The organism is Shewanella vesiculosa (assembly GCF_009994065.1).
GTDB lineage: Bacteria > Pseudomonadota > Gammaproteobacteria > Enterobacterales > Shewanellaceae > Shewanella > Shewanella vesiculosa.
Window position 1 is genome coordinate 376,809 of record NZ_JAACSD010000003.1, and the last position, 16,528, is coordinate 393,336.

12 protein-coding genes are annotated in these 16,528 nt (G+C 40.0%); all 12 read right to left on the reverse strand.

All coding sequences use genetic code 11. The features are described from left to right. Positions 1–268: 268 nt before the first annotated feature. The 12 genes from GW828_RS01695 to tssE all read right to left on the reverse strand — a co-directional run bounded on the left by GW828_RS01695 (position 269) and on the right by tssE (position 16,528). Positions 269–601, reverse strand: a complete 333-nt coding sequence (locus GW828_RS01695) for a hypothetical protein (protein WP_182722289.1) — start codon at positions 599–601, stop codon at positions 269–271. Next, entirely contained in the window at positions 588–5,042 is a 4,455-nt protein-coding gene (locus tag GW828_RS01700; RefSeq protein WP_273057028.1) for an RHS repeat-associated core domain-containing protein, read from the reverse strand. Before GW828_RS01700 ends, GW828_RS01695 begins: the two co-directional genes overlap by 14 nt. A 6-nt stretch (positions 5,043–5,048) precedes the next feature. Further along, positions 5,049–5,990, reverse strand: coding sequence for a hypothetical protein (locus GW828_RS01705; RefSeq protein ID WP_182743013.1), 942 nt, complete (start codon positions 5,988–5,990; stop codon positions 5,049–5,051). Next, positions 5,987–7,087 (reverse strand): hypothetical protein, encoded by a 1,101-nt coding sequence (locus GW828_RS01710; protein ID WP_273057024.1) that lies wholly within the window; start codon positions 7,085–7,087, stop codon positions 5,987–5,989. The genes GW828_RS01705 and GW828_RS01710 overlap by 4 nt, the downstream gene beginning before the upstream one ends. Positions 7,088–7,108: 21 nt before the next feature. Next, complete coding sequence (locus GW828_RS01715) at positions 7,109–7,399, reverse strand: PAAR domain-containing protein (RefSeq protein ID WP_124015796.1); 291 nt, start codon at positions 7,397–7,399, stop codon at positions 7,109–7,111. 41 nt (positions 7,400–7,440) lie between these two features. Next, the gene (locus GW828_RS01720; protein ID WP_124015795.1) at positions 7,441–7,794 is read right to left on the reverse strand and encodes a hypothetical protein; all 354 of its coding nucleotides are present in this window, start codon (positions 7,792–7,794) and stop codon (positions 7,441–7,443) included. Positions 7,795–7,796: 2 nt separating this feature from the next. Beyond that, entirely contained in the window at positions 7,797–9,653 is a 1,857-nt protein-coding gene (tssI, locus tag GW828_RS01725) for a type VI secretion system tip protein TssI/VgrG (RefSeq protein ID WP_273057021.1), read from the reverse strand. A 74-nt stretch (positions 9,654–9,727) separates the two neighbouring features. Next, a complete protein-coding gene (locus tag GW828_RS01730; protein ID WP_124015793.1) occupies positions 9,728–10,207 on the reverse strand; it encodes an Hcp family type VI secretion system effector in 480 nt (159 codons plus the stop codon). Between the two features lie 373 nt (positions 10,208–10,580). Further along, entirely contained in the window at positions 10,581–13,187 is a 2,607-nt protein-coding gene (gene tssH / locus GW828_RS01735; protein WP_273057018.1) for a type VI secretion system ATPase TssH, read from the reverse strand. Between the two features lie 19 nt (positions 13,188–13,206). Beyond that, positions 13,207–14,214, reverse strand: a complete 1,008-nt coding sequence (gene tssG, locus GW828_RS01740; protein ID WP_273057016.1) for a type VI secretion system baseplate subunit TssG — start codon at positions 14,212–14,214, stop codon at positions 13,207–13,209. After that, the gene (gene tssF, locus GW828_RS01745) at positions 14,211–16,040 is read right to left on the reverse strand and encodes a type VI secretion system baseplate subunit TssF (protein ID WP_124015790.1); all 1,830 of its coding nucleotides are present in this window, start codon (positions 16,038–16,040) and stop codon (positions 14,211–14,213) included. The genes tssG and tssF overlap by 4 nt, the downstream gene beginning before the upstream one ends. Then, on the reverse strand, positions 16,037–16,528 hold the full coding sequence (gene tssE / locus GW828_RS01750) for a type VI secretion system baseplate subunit TssE (RefSeq protein WP_371697234.1): 492 nt from the start codon (positions 16,526–16,528) through the stop codon (positions 16,037–16,039). The genes tssF and tssE overlap by 4 nt, the downstream gene beginning before the upstream one ends.

Genomic DNA, 16,528 nt, shown 5'->3' on the forward strand with positions numbered 1-16,528 from the left:
TTAAAATTATGAATAATCATGACTGTAATTAGGTATAGGGCAAGATCTTGAACGTTTTCCATACAGATTGAGTATGTTTTTAGAGCTATATTTGTTCAGTACGTTATCACTTCATGAATGATTGGAAGTGATAACGTACTGAAATCATTCGTAGTGTTCAAAAAACGCACACTCATGTGGTTGCCCTAGTATTAGGTAGTTTATTATTTTTCAGTTCAATTCTGTTTCAATAAAACACATAGTTCTTCGTATAAATCTATAGCTAATTCTAATAAATATCCTTTCTTTCTACATTTTTAAGTTTTGTATTAAGTTCAGATAGAAAGCATTTAGTTTCAACATACTCCCCATTAACTGAGACTAACAAAATCGCTCCTATTGCTTGCAAAGCGTCAATAATTAAAGACAATTCTGTTGAGCCTCGATAAATATCTGTGCTAACAAGGTTTACTTCAAAAATTGAATCCTTATTTTCAAGGTTTTCAATAATTGTACCAATAGAACTATGAGTAAATTTACGAAGTACCTCTATAGTTTTATTTTTATTTATATATCGATTGATCACAACCTTAACAAATAAATCAGGGTTAACTCTTTCCATTTTTTATATGTCCTGTTTTAGCTGGGTTACCATCTTTTTTCCGCCTAGTAATTAAGCTTACTGAATCGTTATTTTGAAGTATAGGTTTTTCTATACGCCACCATGTACGCTCACCCCAAGGTCCAAATCTATTCGCGCCTGTATTAAAGACATTGATATCACCACTAGCACCTTCAGCAAACTTGGTTGATGCCATATTCCATATTTTTGCAGCCCTCCAAGCTTCAAATTTATGATTAGGCGAAAATAAATCAAGTAACTCTAGTACTTGACCTCCAGTTGTTTGTTCTAAAGTAGTTTTACCACAGCGTCGAGCCCAATTCTGGGCTATCTCCATATTATTAATATTTTTATGCATAGAAGTTCCCCAGAATACAGCACCATTTTTACTTGTTGAAAAATCAAAGGTTCCATTACGAATTAAAGCTCTAATCTCATAAAAAGCTCGCTCAGGACTATTCTCTATTAACTCTTTTAAATGCGCTGTATCTTCTGAAGATATTTCTTTACAACTCAACCCAAATGGATCCACCCAATTCACTGGATTAGGCGCATATTGATAATGGTTTATCCCACCCACTAATCCGATAGGGTCTTGATGTATAAATCGTGCTTGCTGAGGACTATAGTACCTAAAACGATTGTAGTGTAACCCTGATTCGTCATCAAAGTACTGGCCTTGAAAACGGATTGGGTTAACAATTTGATGCTCGCTATCCACATGATCAATGCTTTGGCCAAACACGTCTTGTTGGCTGCGCCAGACAATTTTAGCGTTTTCATCGGTTAAGCAAATTGGGGTGCCGAGTTGGTCTAGGTGATAATAATAAACCTGCCCTGCTTTAATCAGTGCTACTGGTGTAAAAGTGTCGGGCTGATAGATATACCAGCTGTATTCACCTAAGGTGCATTCGCCAATTAGCTGGTGATTATCCCAAATAAAGTCGGTGCGACCAAGCTCAGTGATTTTTGCGCTGCGACGGCCTAATGCATCATATTCGTATTGTGTCAGCTTGCCATTAACGTTGATTTGCACCAGTTGGTTTAAGCCATTAAAACTGCGCTGTTGTTTATCGCCAGTGCCAATTTGGCTGATTTGGTTGCCACTGGCATCATAGCGGTAATCGACACCAGCCATGCTCATTAAGCGGTCATTGTTTACCACTACATCATGATTGTTTTTATTGGGCCTTAGAGTATCGGATGATAAAGCCGATGACGCTGAGTGTTGAATGTGTTCTGCACGCTCTAAGCCAGCTGTTGGGCTGTTAACACTGGCATCTGCACTGTTATTGTCAGCACGAAGTGAATGGGTAGGATTACCGAATCCATCCCATTGGTATTGTTGCTGAACACGGATTTTGTTACCAGTAGGGTTATCCGATACACGAGTATGACTGTCACTGACGAGTTGGCTGATGTTGTTATAGCGAAATTGCTTAACATCTGGCGCGCTTTTGGTTTCAGGCCCTTGGGTGGTTTGAACCTCACTAGTTGCGCCCTGCTCGACTACTTCGCTCTCACAATGAAGTAATTGATGTTGTTTATCGTATTGATAACGTCTTGATGCAAATAGTGCTGACTCTGATGAGGCAAGCTCTGGTGCTGCGCTATCTGAGCTCGCATGTCGCCATGTCTGCTCAATTAATCTTGAATGGCTATCATAGGCATGACTGAGTTCAAGCTGATTACCCTGTATCGTTTTATGCAATAAACCTGATGGCAGATAGTGATAATGAGCCAGCTGTACACACTGCTTTGATGGGCCATTGCCTGTAACGCTAATGCCACTTAATTGACTGTTTTTATTGTATTGATAGTCAATCTGTTGCCCGTCAGGTAAGGTTAAGCCACTGCGGTTACCTGAGTCATCATATTGATAGTCAAGTTGCCACTGGCTTTGCAATACCCGTTTTATTCGCCCTTGTGGGTCAAGGTGTCGCTGCACAGTACGGTGTTGGTTATGGGCACGAGTGATTTGCCCTATAGGATTATATTGATAAAAGTTCTGAGTGTTCAGTAGCGCTGATGTGGCACTTGGCTCAAGTTTGACATGGCTACTTTGCTGACAAATTCGCCCCATGGCATCACGTTTAAGCTCAACAAACCGAATATCACTGTCGTTCACGGCAACTAATTTGTCATTAGCGTCATATTGATAATGTTGCTCGCGGCCATCAAAACCAATTAAGGTTCTAGGTTGCTCTGTTGGCGTGTATTCAATACGGTATTGCGCCCCATCACTGCGCTCGATGCGGTTTAAGTTACGTTCTTTATCATAAAAAAACTTCAGCCAACTACCATCGGCAAACGTTTGCTGGCGCGGTTGGGCTAAACCGTCATAGTCGATGATGTTTTCAATGTACTCACTATCGTTACTAAGTTCGTGATCGCCTGCCAGATCAGCCTGTTGACGCTGACGAATAATACGTCCGGCATCATCGTACTGATAATAATGACTAATGGCTTCTTCAGGCTTGTCTTGATTATCTTGTGGGTAAGATTTACTTTCGATAATCTGACCTTTATTGTCACGAATAAATTCAGTGACTAAGCCTTGGGGATTAATAGTGGCATTAACACGCCCGAGTCTGTCATGACTAAAACGGGTAAGCGCATCACCGACTTGTGTAGCAAGTAACTCACCGTCGCGGTCCCAATGGTAGCGATGTGTTACACCATTAACATCGATTTTTTGGGTTAACTGCCCAGCATCATTGTATTGATAATGACTTGGACGACCATCAAAACCTGTTTCAGACAGTAATCGCCCAGTGGCATCATAATGTCTTTTAGCTGTTCGGCCGATGGCGTCTCGGGTAACAATTCTTTGACCTAAACGATTATATTCAAACCGCGTAGTGCCGCCATCGGCTTGAATAACAGCCAGTAACTGTCCTTGATGGTTATAGTTATATTGTATTTTATTATCACAGGCATCAATGGTGGCCACTTTACGACCAACTGCATCATATTGATGACGTATTATGCTGCCATTCGGGTTGTGGTGTTCAGTCAACAGCCCTTGTGTATTGTGAATAAAAGTTTCGCTATGACCTAAAGAGTCAGTACAACGGCTTTTTACGCCGTGAACGAGTGCTGTATATTCAAAATGATAATGATAGATATCATCATCACCCCATTGCTCAATGCACTTGGCTTGGTGATCTTGTCCGTCCCATGCAAAGTGATGGCTAAAGCCAGATGCGCGTGTTCGGCGCTGCAATAAATAAGTGGTACTTTTAGGGTTATATTGATGATCACTGTCAGATGTGATGTCGGCTGACTTGACCTTGACATAACTGTAGCGCTCTACTCGGCCATTAATATCAGTGGCGGCAATAAGTGCTTGAGCGTCGTCATATTGATAACTGGCTAACAAATTTTGATGAACTTGTTTGTTACCTTGGTTATCTAACATGTACGAAGCCACTTTTAATAAGTTGCTCTGTGCATTATAAAATAACAATACGCCACGTTTTGGGCCTGTGGTTATTTGGGTTAAACGACCTTGATGATCATAATACAGCTGAAAATATTGGCCTTGATGATTACTAATGCTTTCTAATTGCCAAACATCTTTGCCTCCAACCTGTTGCTTTACAAAAGCCCAATGACTGTCATCTGGCTTGATGAGTACTTGACGACCATCGGCTTGATGAACTAACGACCAACCTGTTGAAAGTTGAATGCTGGTCTGGCCACGTTTGACCGAATCAAAAACATGCACTCGGCCTTCATCGTCGGTTAATTCAAACCAATATTTACCCGGTTTTTTAGGCCCTACTTTCGCAGGTGCTTGATATTGATGATCTAGCTGTACACAAAAGTTATGACGCCAGCCGTACCCCATACCAACGTTAGTACCAACTTTACTCGAACGATACAAACGGCGCCATGTTAGCGGCATTAAGCCATTAAGCTCAAAATCGACTAATGGTAAAATTTCTTCGCCACTTAGCATCGACACCGGATCGCTGCGGCACTCTTGTTTATCGATGCTCACTTCCGTCGGAGAATGATTGGTCACAGTACCAGACTGAACTGATACAGAGGTTTGTTTACCCTTGCTGGCTTTGGGGGATTTTTTATTCGTCGAAGTCGCCCCAACGCTAGCGATTTCTGTTGAGGATTGAATCTGTTGTTTGGGCATTTCGAGATACACTCGGAGTAAATTACGCCCAATAATGTCACTGAGTTTATGAGTAATATCTCTGGCAGATAAAGTCACGTTTACGCCGGCGTTCATCACCAAACTTCGGGCATGAATTAAAGCGTTACGGTCGCGGACTAAATGAGGCGAGATTTCATTAATAATGGTACTAATATTATTATTTTGTTCAAACGTAGATAATTGAAACCCAGCAGGGGTTGACGCGCTGGCAGGCGCGATAACAATGTAACGGTTATGACCTTTAAAATAGAAATTACTGACCGCCATGTTCGTTTATGCCTTCTCTATCCATGAGTACATTGCCACACCAAGATGAAGTTGTTGAGACACTTCAAGTTGTAAACTTATTCCTGTAACTGTCTGTTGTTGATAGCGATTATAGATGTGTAAAAAGTTATATAATCCTACCACGCAACCTATGTCGCCAGTAAAATAGCTGGATTGGGTAATTTGTGTGTCTTGATTAATTTTGCCCGCTAATTGCTCGTAAGCATTAAGCCAATTGTCTGTCACTGTCGAATGGTTACCGGGTAAATAAAGCTGCGACAGTTGATCAATATCATCGACTTGGCAAGCTCGGTTAAATAAGGTTTTTATGGCCTGAGTTTGCTGAACCAAGCTGCATGACTCTTGGAATAAATCCAAAACGTGCATACCATCAGTTGCAACATTGATGTTGGCCATGATGACCGCTTCAGCAGGACAACGACCACTATCTTGTTGCTGGGTAATCAGCTCTTGCTCATTTTGCAAATCTGAAAGCGCAAAATACAGGCTGTCTACAGCAATAAATATCGCACTTTGACTATCGACTGGTAATGCCTTTAATGCGCTCAATGCAGAGAAAAACCCAGCACTTCCCATAGGAAAAAATCGGCTATGAGGATGTTCAAAGCAATGTGGGAAAAGTGCATGTAAACGACTTACCCAATCCACAAGTTGTTGTTTTTCTAAATGGGGTAAAATCCAAAAAATCGGCTGAGTTCGGTAAGGCTGCCACTGAGCTTCGTCATGGATCGGCAACTTGTGTAACATATCGATGATACGGCTTAATTGAGACTCAGTAGCCAGGCCTTGAGCCATTACCGCAGCGATGTGTTGACCATCAAATTGATACTCGAAATCAACCGCCTCAGATAAAGGTAGGTTGAGCAACTGTAGTGGATTTTGATAGGTCCCCACAACGATTTCAATGGCCTCTGCATGCATAATCATAAGGCGACTTTCACTCGTTGTGGGCTGTGATTGACTACATTATTGAGCCTAAGCTTGTGTAAATAAGCGATTCGTTGGTGAACAGGACTAGAGTAACGAATGATTTTATCGATACTAGCAGGATTGACTTCAATACCATTAATCAATCTAACTTCAGGCATTTTAAGGGCTAATAGCATCCAACGATGCAATAATTTAGCACTGTAAAATTGTAAATATTCACAACGTTCGGCTTCATCTTCCTCAAACTGCCATTGATAAGGGACCGATTGATCTAACTCGGGGCCTAAAATAGTTCTCAATGCGCTAAAAGCCACTAAAGTTTGATTTGGTTGCTGCATAGCTCGAGCTAAAAAAGGCACAAATTTACTAAAACCTGAATAGCCCATTAGCTCGATGACCCTTAATGTCAAATCAACATTCTGACTCATTAAATTGAACACTTTGGTTAATATGGCTTCGTCTAATGAAATAATAAACACTTCAAAAAGAGCACTGTGGCAATAATCTAATTGACTGAATAAGCCATAGAGCTCTATTGGTTCATTAATGCTAGACATCAGCATTTCAATGTATAAAGACGTCAGTGACGACCGAGGGATGTTCAGTGAATTAATGCCATCGTTACGCTTTAAGCGTTTACCACGATAGATGCACAACAAGATATATTGCTGAATTTGCTCAGGAGTCTTATTGCTTGCAGTAAAACTGACCTTATCAAATTGAAGTTGGCTGGCCATTAATGCAAATGCAGGGCTATATTGGCTAGCATCAACAAGACTACTGGCAAATAATGCCTCAACGATATGTGATTGCGCTGTAGGCTGAGCCTTGTAGTGCAGTTGTAACAACAGAGATAAAATGACTACCTTGTCAGTTGGGCTAAACTGCACATCAGTTTCAAAAGCATCAACAATTTGCTCCTGAGTATTGGCACAGAGTAACGGCCAATTAGGATCTTTTTTTTGCTGGATCATCTTTAAAATGACCGTTAACGATTGAGTATTATCTTCAATGTTTTTTGGCATGCACTGAAACGACGACAACATAACTTGTCGTTGCGCCAGCAGAAGATTAAAACTCTCAATCAAATTCATTTACCACAATCCTTGTTCGTTCTAGCCAATCATCACTGTAGGATTACCTACAATAATCTTCCCACCGTGAGCGGTACCATCTCCCATTCGGGCTGCGGGTTTGCCATTAATCAATACCGAACTTGAACCTGCATTAATCGTATCAGGCGGCCCAACACAAATTAACTTGTCACCTTTACGTGCTGCGGGTAATGAACCAATAAGAACATTGCCAGACCCCATTACAATAGGACCGCCAACATGAGGTACAGGACCGGGATTGGTTTTAGGACAAAGATGCATGCATGTAAGCGTTGCTGCGGGCATTCCCATCAAATATTCCTTTATTTGTTGTAATGTGTTGTTCCAGAGGTTTATTCGTTATCTAAAGGGATAACCAATAAAGCACGCTGTTCCAACGCCAATGCAATGATACTGATAATTTGCGCTTCAGATTGTTGAACAGCCAAATAGGTATCATTGTGTAAATAGCAATAAATTAGATACAACAAATCTGGTGAATTCTTCCAGCTGTGTCGATTTACTAAAAACTGTTCTCCAAATGTTGCACTAACCCACAAGGTCATATTCGGTGTATTAAGCAGTGGATCTTGCGGTTTATCGACCGGTTTACAGATTAAGTGTCGATACCCAAATTGACAGGTAATTTCATGGCCTCGACAAAAAGGCCCTAACAGGCCGACTCCAGGATAACGAGATGATGACATGACTAATTCAACTTAATTTGAGCAGCTTTTAAGGCAATGCTGGTGCCGTTAACCTTAACATTGGTGCCTTTTATGGTGATGTTTGTCCCTTCGATAGAAATAGAACCATCACTGCTCATTTTGATAGATGCACTGCCCGTTTTAATCACAATCTCTTTGCCAGCTTCAATATTGAGCACTTTGCCAACGTTTAAACTGTCATTATTACCAATATCTTCTAAGCGATCGTTGCCAATTTTAACGTTATCGTTATTAACCACTTCAGTAAAACGGTCATTACCTATGGTATCTTTTTGATCATGTTTAACATTGAGATGGTGATCTTTTTCTGCTTGAAAAAATAGTAACTCTTTACCCTTTTCATCATCAAAACGTAATTCATTAAAATTGTCTGCACCACCGTCTTTAGTACTGTGTGTTTTAATACCAGACTGGGTCTTTTTAGCTGGTAAGGCATAAGGTGGCATTAAGTCTGCGTTATACACAGCACCACTAATAATTGGTTGATCCGGATCACCATTAATAAATTCAACCAGCACTTCTTGACCAACGCGAGGAAAGAAAAATGCGCCCCATTTATTACCCGCCCAACTCTGTGCGACACGGATCCAACACGAGCTTTTACTGTTAAATTCACCTTCACGATCCCAGTGAAACTGCACTTTAACGCGGCCAAATTTATCAATATGTTGCTCGTCACCAGGCTCACCAGTAACCACAGCAGTTTGCACACCATTAATTAATGGTTTGCGCAAATGAAGTTGTGAACGGTATGGGGTACTTTTTGGAACACATTCAAAATCATTTTGATACACGCACCCAGACATAGATTGACCTGCGCCAGACTGATTAGGTTGTGTCGCTGAGGTTCTTAAAGAACTTATAACAAAGCTCTTACCTTTATAGCTGACGTTTTCGTGATCTTTAAATGTAAAAAATTTGCCTATCATGAAACTGCGGCAATCACCTTGACCACTGCATTTGTTCATATCTTTTTGCAGGGCTTCAAGCTGATTATTGGCAAAGGGCTGAGCACGTTTATTAAATTCTGATTCACCTAGATAGTCATACACTTCAAGGGCACTTTGTTCTGGGAGATCCGCTTTATTATGATTACCTGATGGATAAAGCTTAGGTTGTTCATAGTCATAGCCTTTTTGAATAAAGCCACCGCTGACCATGCTCATTCCACCTTGCCAGTTTGATACATGTGACTCAGCTAAATGTCCTGAAAAACATCGGACTTTCTCTTCTGCGCAAGGTTTATAGGCGTTAATATCATCAGCAAGTACAAGGGTATGGGCACTAAGACTGTGCTCGAAGAAGAAGAAAATACCCTCTTGTTGCAATAAGCGACAAACAAAATCTAAATCTGATTCTAGATACTGCACGCAGTATTCATACTGAGGATAAGTATTGGTAGTTTTATTTTGAAATTCGACTTTATGTTGACCAAATAAGTCTTTAATAATGTCAATTACAGACTTATTTTGAAAAATTCTACAGTTGCTGCGTTTTTTCATTAGTGCCATTTGAGGCACAATAACAGCTTGATAATCAATATAATTTTGCGCATCATCTGAAGCAGCCGTCCGCATACCTGCAGACTCGAGATGACTTATGACCCCATGAAAGTACCGAGCAGCACCATCACTTTCGGCATTACGTAATGTAATACAGACGTTTTTACCCACTAAACTATCGAGACTAATCTGAGTACCAACAGTAAACATTGATACACTGATTGAAAATAACTGTGAAATAGCTTCAGTGGCAGTAAAATGCGTTAGGTACAGAACATCCTTACCTAATGGCGTAGTGATACTGATGATATTATTTTTTTGAGTGGCCTTAAGCATTCCTTGCCTCAGTCGTTAAGAATAAAGATCTTGGGGGAAACAAGTTCCCCCCAAGATTTAAGATCACAAACAACTTACATTTGTTGACCTTTAACACCGCTGTAGCCATAACGTAGCGCTGCAGTAATGTTGTTTTTGTCATCAGTAGGTGTAACAGCCATCATCATTTCAGTGTAACTGATAGTGATAGTCTCAACTGGACGGTCACCATGAACTGAAACGCTGTAGCTAGAAATCATTGCATCGGTTAATTCGATTTGCATGATTTCTTCGATTTTGTCACCTTGTTTAGTGATGTGAAAAACCGCTTTTTTACCTTTACCGATAGTTGCTTCTTTGAACAAGTCAGTTGAAGAATTATCTTGCAATTTAGTAATGGTAACGTCACCTAAACGAGTAGAGCTTGCTTCACGGTCTTTAGCAGTACCAGTGAAAGAACTGATCTCACGGCTAATATTCCAATCGACTGATAACACAGTAATCATGTCTTTGAATTCTTCAGCAGTGGTTTCGCCTTTAATCCCTTCATAGTTTAAATATGTATTCGCTTGCATTATTAATGCTCCTTTTGCGTGGATGTCATCCATTAATGGACAGTTTTATAAGTTCAACAATTCAAACTTAATATTTCAATTTATTAAAAATGCACATATCGACAAATAATACATAACTGTATTATTCATTTAAATATAGTGAGTCCTCATTATTAAGCATGAGGATTATATCAAAGGTTCTTTGATAATCAACTAATCGTTTAGATAAATAAAAAATATAAATATTATATAGTTATTATCACATCAGTAATAACTACATAACATCACAAAGGGTATATACCTTATTATATAGACCTCAAATGTAATGTTGAAAATCTAATTAATAATACTAAATGATTATTTATATTTCCGGTTATATACCCTTTATGTTTACCTAAATTTTATATACAAATTCTTCTTTTACGACATTAACTTTTACATTAGTTGTTTTTTTATTATTCGCCATATTGTTTAAAATCTTAACAGAAAGATCTGGCAACATTGTATTCTGTAAAATATTGTGCACATTTCGAGCGCCAGAACCGGCATCTTGGCACATAGACACGATTTGGCTAACGACATCATCACTGTAAGTGAACTTAGCTTGATAATGCTCTGCTAAGCGATGGGCAACTCGCTGTAATTGTAATTTCGTGATCTCATTAAGCATATATTGAGTAAGAGGAATATAAGGAATCACATTCAAGCGGCCTAAAAATGCGGGTTTAAAGTAGCCCAATAAATCATCTTGAAGCGCCTTACGCAAACCAGTAATAGAGGGCGCAATTTGTTCATCTTCAAACAACCCCATGGTGGTTTCAGTTCCAGCATTTGAGGTCATAATGATAATAGTATTTTTGAAGTCGATATCTCGCCCTTCTCCATCCTTGATCATACCTTTATCGAAAACCTGATAAAAAATATCTTGAACACCAGGATGCGCTTTTTCCATTTCATCCAATAAAATAACGCTATAGGGCTTACGGCGAACAGCTTCGGTTAATACTCCACCCTCGCCATAGCCGACATAACCAGGAGGTGAGCCTAATAGTAGGGATACTTTATGCTCTTCTTTAAACTCTGACATATTGATAACGGTGACATTATCTTCACTGCCATAAACTTGCTCTGCTAGGGTTAGTGCGGTCTCAGTTTTTCCTACACCGCTAGGTCCCGTCAGCAAAAACACACCGATTGGGCGTTTTTCATCACCTAATTGGGCGCGCGACGTTTGTACCGTTTTCGCAATTAAATCTAATGCATGATCTTGCCCGATAACCCGCTTAGACATGGTTTCTTTCAAGTTCAAAATCGTTTTAATTTCATCACTTTGCATTTTTCCTGCAGGAATCCCAGTCCAGTCGGAAATCACTTCGGCAACAAGTTGTTCATCAACTTGCCAATGCACCATAGGCTGTTTATTGACAGCTAAATTAGCCTTCAACTCTGTCAGTTCCTGTAATTGAGCAACAGTATCAGTCTGTGATGATTGGATTTGCGTCACTAAATCAGCAATTTTCTTCACCGTGCTCAACTCTTCCTGCCACTGGATCATTAATGGCTCAAGTGCTTTTGAGAGTAACTTATGCTTCTTGGTTAATTCAGTAATGGATTTTTTATGATCTGCACCGGTTTTTTGTTCGCGAGTGAGAATATTAATCTGGGTATCGAGTTGCTGAATTTGTCGCTGTAAGGACTCAACCATTCCCGGTGTCGATGCTTGGCTCATAGCCACACGGGCACAAGCTGTGTCTAATAAACTCACGGCTTTGTCTGGCAACTGACGTCCAGTAATATAACGATGAGATAAATTTACCGCGGCACATAACGCTTGATCTGAAACCAGAATCTTATGATGGCCTTCCATTACAGGTAATAGTCCTCGCATCATTGCAATCGCCTGTAGAGGAGATGGCTCATCAATTTTTACAACCTGAAAACGACGAGTCAAGGCTGCATCTTTTTCAAAAAACTTTTTGTATTCAGCCCAGGTTGTTGCCGCAATAGTACGTAATTCGCCGCGGGCTAAGGCGGGTTTTAATAAATTAGCGGCATCATTTTGCCCTGCTTGTCCACCACTACCGATCATAGTGTGTGCTTCATCAATAAATAAAATTATTGGTTTAACCGATTGTTTAACTTCGTTAATAAGCGCTTTTAAACGATTTTCAAACTCACCTTTTACACCAGCTCCAGCTTGCAATAAAGCCAAGTCCAGCACATGAATACGGACATTCTGCAATGCAGTTGGCACTTCTTTTTGAACAATTTTAAGTGCTAAACCTTCCACTACGGCTGTTTTACCGACGCCGGCCTCACCGGTTAAAATAGGATTATTTTGACGACGGCGAGTTAAAATATCGATCATTTGCCTTATTTCATTATCACGACCAAGGATAGGATCAATCTTGCCTAATTCAGCTTGTTCGGTTAAGTTTTGCGTAAATTGATCTAGATTTGGTGTTTTGCTTGGCGCAGATTGCATTGCCTGAGTTTCTTCAATATCGGTACTCGACACTTTATGCTCTGTAGATTGACGCGCAAGTTGTGGCCAAGCATGTTTTAGCTGCGCAGGGTCGATTTTGAGTAACTGTTTAGCAGAGCGTGATACTAAGGAGTTTAACGAATCATCCGTCAATAACGTAAAAATAAGATAGGCCGTTCTGGTCTCATTATCATTAAATTCAATGCTGGTATTTAACCAGGTTTGACGTAATAAACTGACAATGTGTGGCGATAGACTCGGAGCCGCACTATTACCCGTTTTAAATTTTTCTAATCCCTGACGAATGTCGTTGATCAACTGATCTTTTTGCACTGAAAAACTGGCCATGATGATGTCTAAATCACCAGAACCATTTTCTAATAATGCTAGTAACCAGTGCTCAATTTCAACACTAAATTGACTGCGGCTATGGCATACACTGGCAGCAGTTTCTAAAGATTGTCGACATACTGGATTAAGTTTTCCAACCAATTTACTCAAAGTCATCGCTGACATATTCATAGTCCTTTATTAATTAAATCATTAAGCTTTTTATTTGCTCACCATACTCTGCACGGCTGATCAAACCACAACCAAGCCCCAAGCCAATTGCAGACTTGGATAATTGTGCTTTCGGTGCATCTTTTTGTTTTATTTCTAGAAAAATCTTATATTTGACTGACTGACCTAAATAGCTTGAGACCAGTTTTTTAAGTGATTTACAATTTGCTGTCCCTGGCATAAATGCATTAACCAACGCACCTTCTTTAGGCTTAATATGAATACTGATACTGGAGTTGATATCCCATACTCGGCTGCCAATACTGGCATCGATACCTAAACGCGCATATTGGCCTTCTAGCATGCTTCGACTAGCCAATCGGGTTTGCTCTGTCTTAGCCAGAGATTGCCAACGACCTTGAAAAGAACAAACTTGGACATTACAGCCAGTAAAGTCATTCAACATGCTTCGTAATGACTCTGCCGTAGGAGTTTTATTATGATAAAAACCAGCGTAATAGCGGTTTAATGATTTATTACCACTGAGTAAACTCAAAACATGAGTAAAACTATCCGTAGCGCCATCTTCATGGGATTGATAGTTAGCTGAGAAGCGATACTTTTCCCATGACCGATAAAATAGTGAAATAATTCGATGATTAAATAAATCATAAAAATCACGCATACCGCTATCTTTATGACGTAAACGCTCTAAGACTAACTCAGTATAGTGCGAAGGTAATACCCCGCTTGGCCCAGTCAACCCCATAAATGATATATGCATATCAGCGGCAACTTTAGCCTTTTGACTGGTATGTTTAGCCTCTACTTTACTGATGGCTTGCCCCGGAAAACCAAGGTGCTGATCTGATTTAAACCGCAACAGCTCTTTGCTTGGAATCGTATCGTAACCAACTTTAAAGCCTTGCTCGCGACCTTGAGATAACTGCTGTTGAAACTGATAAACAGCTTGATAGAAATCATGCTCAGAGGGCGCTTCAATTATGGCCTGCAACTGATGATGCATCGCATTTTGGGTCATAACAACGGCCTTTGTCCTGAACGTGCAGGCCAGGTATAAGCGACTGAATTATGGTCTTTAAAGCGCATACTTAAACGGGTAAAACTATTGATTGCAGCAAATTGTGCAAAGAAGTGATCTAATATTGTGCAAAAGAAGAACACTCCGCTGCCAGAGTAATGATCTTTAATAAAGGTTATTTCAATATGGCTGCCACTGCAAAAGCTAATCCGACCATGTTGGTTGACTCGTGCAGTATCAGGAGTGACTTCAACAAAGTGAATATTCTCGATTAAATTTTTATTTTCTGGTGAACACTTAAAATCGTATAATTTAAGGGTTTCTTTTAAATTATGAAGTGCATCTTTTCCACTAAAACTGTCAATTGATAGATGAGTCACTAACTGCCATCGAGAAGCGTCACTAAGGGATGCGCGAACGGGTAATGTTGGCGCAAGCAAACATTTTACATGCTTGATGATATCAGCGCGTTCAGGGACAAACATTTTCGGTTCATTGTTGCCAAACGGAAGATGGGCCGGTAAATTTCGATTACTGCACTGAGCGGTAATACTTAATATCCAAGCGCCATAATCATCTTCCGACTTAAAGCCTTTAAAATTATGATCAACTAAAGATAAAAATGATTCAGTTCCTAGTTCAGCATAGCCCCCTGACCAACTCGCCGACTCTCTTCTAACATGCCAAAATAAATTATTGTGACCAAGGTACTGCGGATGTGATTCGCCATAAAATGGTGTGACTTCAACTTTATTGTCTTTCGGATCATAAGCAATAACCTCTTGGATATTGATGATCTCAGTCACTTCAGAGTCAGAATAACGAGCAGCTAATTTATATTCGTATTGCGAAGCATCGATACTTACTGGTTCTAATTTTTGCTCAAATAAGTTGATTACTGGAGTGCAACCGAGTAGAAAATGATTTGCACTCACTTGCTTCTCTAAATCTTGAGAGCCTTCCTTTAAATAAATATACAGTGAGAACTTACTGTCTATTCCTTGCCAACTTCCCTCTAAATCATCTATGTCAAAAAATAAGAATTTTTCAGGGAAAATAAAATTCTCCAGCAATAACCGGTAACCAGAACTGGTCCGTTGGCTATAAGGAATAACTTGTTGCTCATCTTCAAATCCAACGGCTTTTAAGTGCCGTTTAGTTAAAAATTTGCACACAGTTTGCTGCTCGTTAACTAAGGCAAAACCCAGACTATGCTCAAACAGTAATTGATAAAGTTGAAAAGTTTGATGGTCTTGGCCATTTAAGAAAAAACGTAATTTATCTACACCAAGGCTTGGCATACTAATTTCGTCAAACTCACACGCGATATCCAGCTTGATTATTGCCTTTGCCCGTTCTGGCCACTGAGGTTCAGGCGCATTAAACGGTGCATTTTGAAACTGAGCCTGTTGAACTTCAATAGGCCATAACTTCATGTCGTATGACGTTTGGAAATGACAGGATTTCATCCCCTCAACTTGAGTATCGACTTGCGTTAGCCTGGGCAATAATACCCCTGTGGTCGATAAGTTTTCAGTCGTCACCTTAATCACCGTCATTGACGGAATAGGCGCTTGATAATCAGGGTACAATTGACCTAATAGCGCTTCAGTGAGTTCAGGAAAGCTATCATCAAGTTTCTGTCTAATTTGTGCGGTGAGCAGAGAAAATGCTTCAATTAAGCGTGATACATGAGGATCTTCAACATGCTCATCACTTAATCGTAAACGACCTGCAACCTTAGGATATTGCTCAGCAAATTCGGCCCCCATATGACGAATGAAAGCCAATTCACGATTGTAATACTCCAATAATTCCTGATTCACACAATTCCCTCATTCACTATCATCGCTAAATGGACCGGCTCAACCTCTGAGTCAAATGTAATATATTCAGGCTCAGGTTCTGCATAAAGCAGTGCATTGATTTTTAATCTTAAAACACGATCCAAAGGCTGTTCATTATCGACCGTCTCAACCATCACTTCGATAAAACGGGGTTCAAATCGCTTTATGGTATCGGCGACCTGTTTACAGAGGATCTGTCGACCGTCTAAACTCGCTACTGGCATGGATGAAAAATCACGCAAACCATAATTCATCAATGAATTGTCAAGTTCAGTTAAATGTTCCGGCCAAGTTTGCCACTGTAATTTAGCATTAAGAAGATTCTCTAAATCACGACGAACATTAGACCTTAACTGACGTAAGTTAAGGCCTCGATGGCTATCTTTGACATCCTGTTCACCGGGCGAATCATCTATCAATCGGTCAAGAATGGATGCCATTATGGGTTGCTGGTTTTTACTCAACAC

Bases quoted from the DNA above. Each gene is read 5' to 3' on its own strand.
- GW828_RS01695 (WP_182722289.1), bottom strand. From the start codon at position 601: ATGGAAAGAGTTAACCCTGATTTATTTGTTAAGGTTGTGATCAATCGA.
- GW828_RS01700 (WP_273057028.1), bottom strand. From the start codon at position 5,042: ATGGCGGTCAGTAATTTCTATTTTAAAGGTCATAACCGTTACATTGTT.
- GW828_RS01705 (WP_182743013.1), bottom strand. From the start codon at position 5,990: ATGATTATGCATGCAGAGGCCATTGAAATCGTTGTGGGGACCTATCAA.
- GW828_RS01710 (WP_273057024.1), bottom strand. From the start codon at position 7,087: ATGAATTTGATTGAGAGTTTTAATCTTCTGCTGGCGCAACGACAAGTT.
- GW828_RS01715 (WP_124015796.1), bottom strand. From the start codon at position 7,399: ATGGGAATGCCCGCAGCAACGCTTACATGCATGCATCTTTGTCCTAAA.
- GW828_RS01720 (WP_124015795.1), bottom strand. From the start codon at position 7,794: ATGTCATCATCTCGTTATCCTGGAGTCGGCCTGTTAGGGCCTTTTTGT.
- tssI (WP_273057021.1), bottom strand. From the start codon at position 9,653: ATGCTTAAGGCCACTCAAAAAAATAATATCATCAGTATCACTACGCCA.
- GW828_RS01730 (WP_124015793.1), bottom strand. From the start codon at position 10,207: ATGCAAGCGAATACATATTTAAACTATGAAGGGATTAAAGGCGAAACC.
- tssH (WP_273057018.1), bottom strand. From the start codon at position 13,187: ATGTCAGCGATGACTTTGAGTAAATTGGTTGGAAAACTTAATCCAGTA.
- tssG (WP_273057016.1), bottom strand. From the start codon at position 14,214: ATGACCCAAAATGCGATGCATCATCAGTTGCAGGCCATAATTGAAGCG.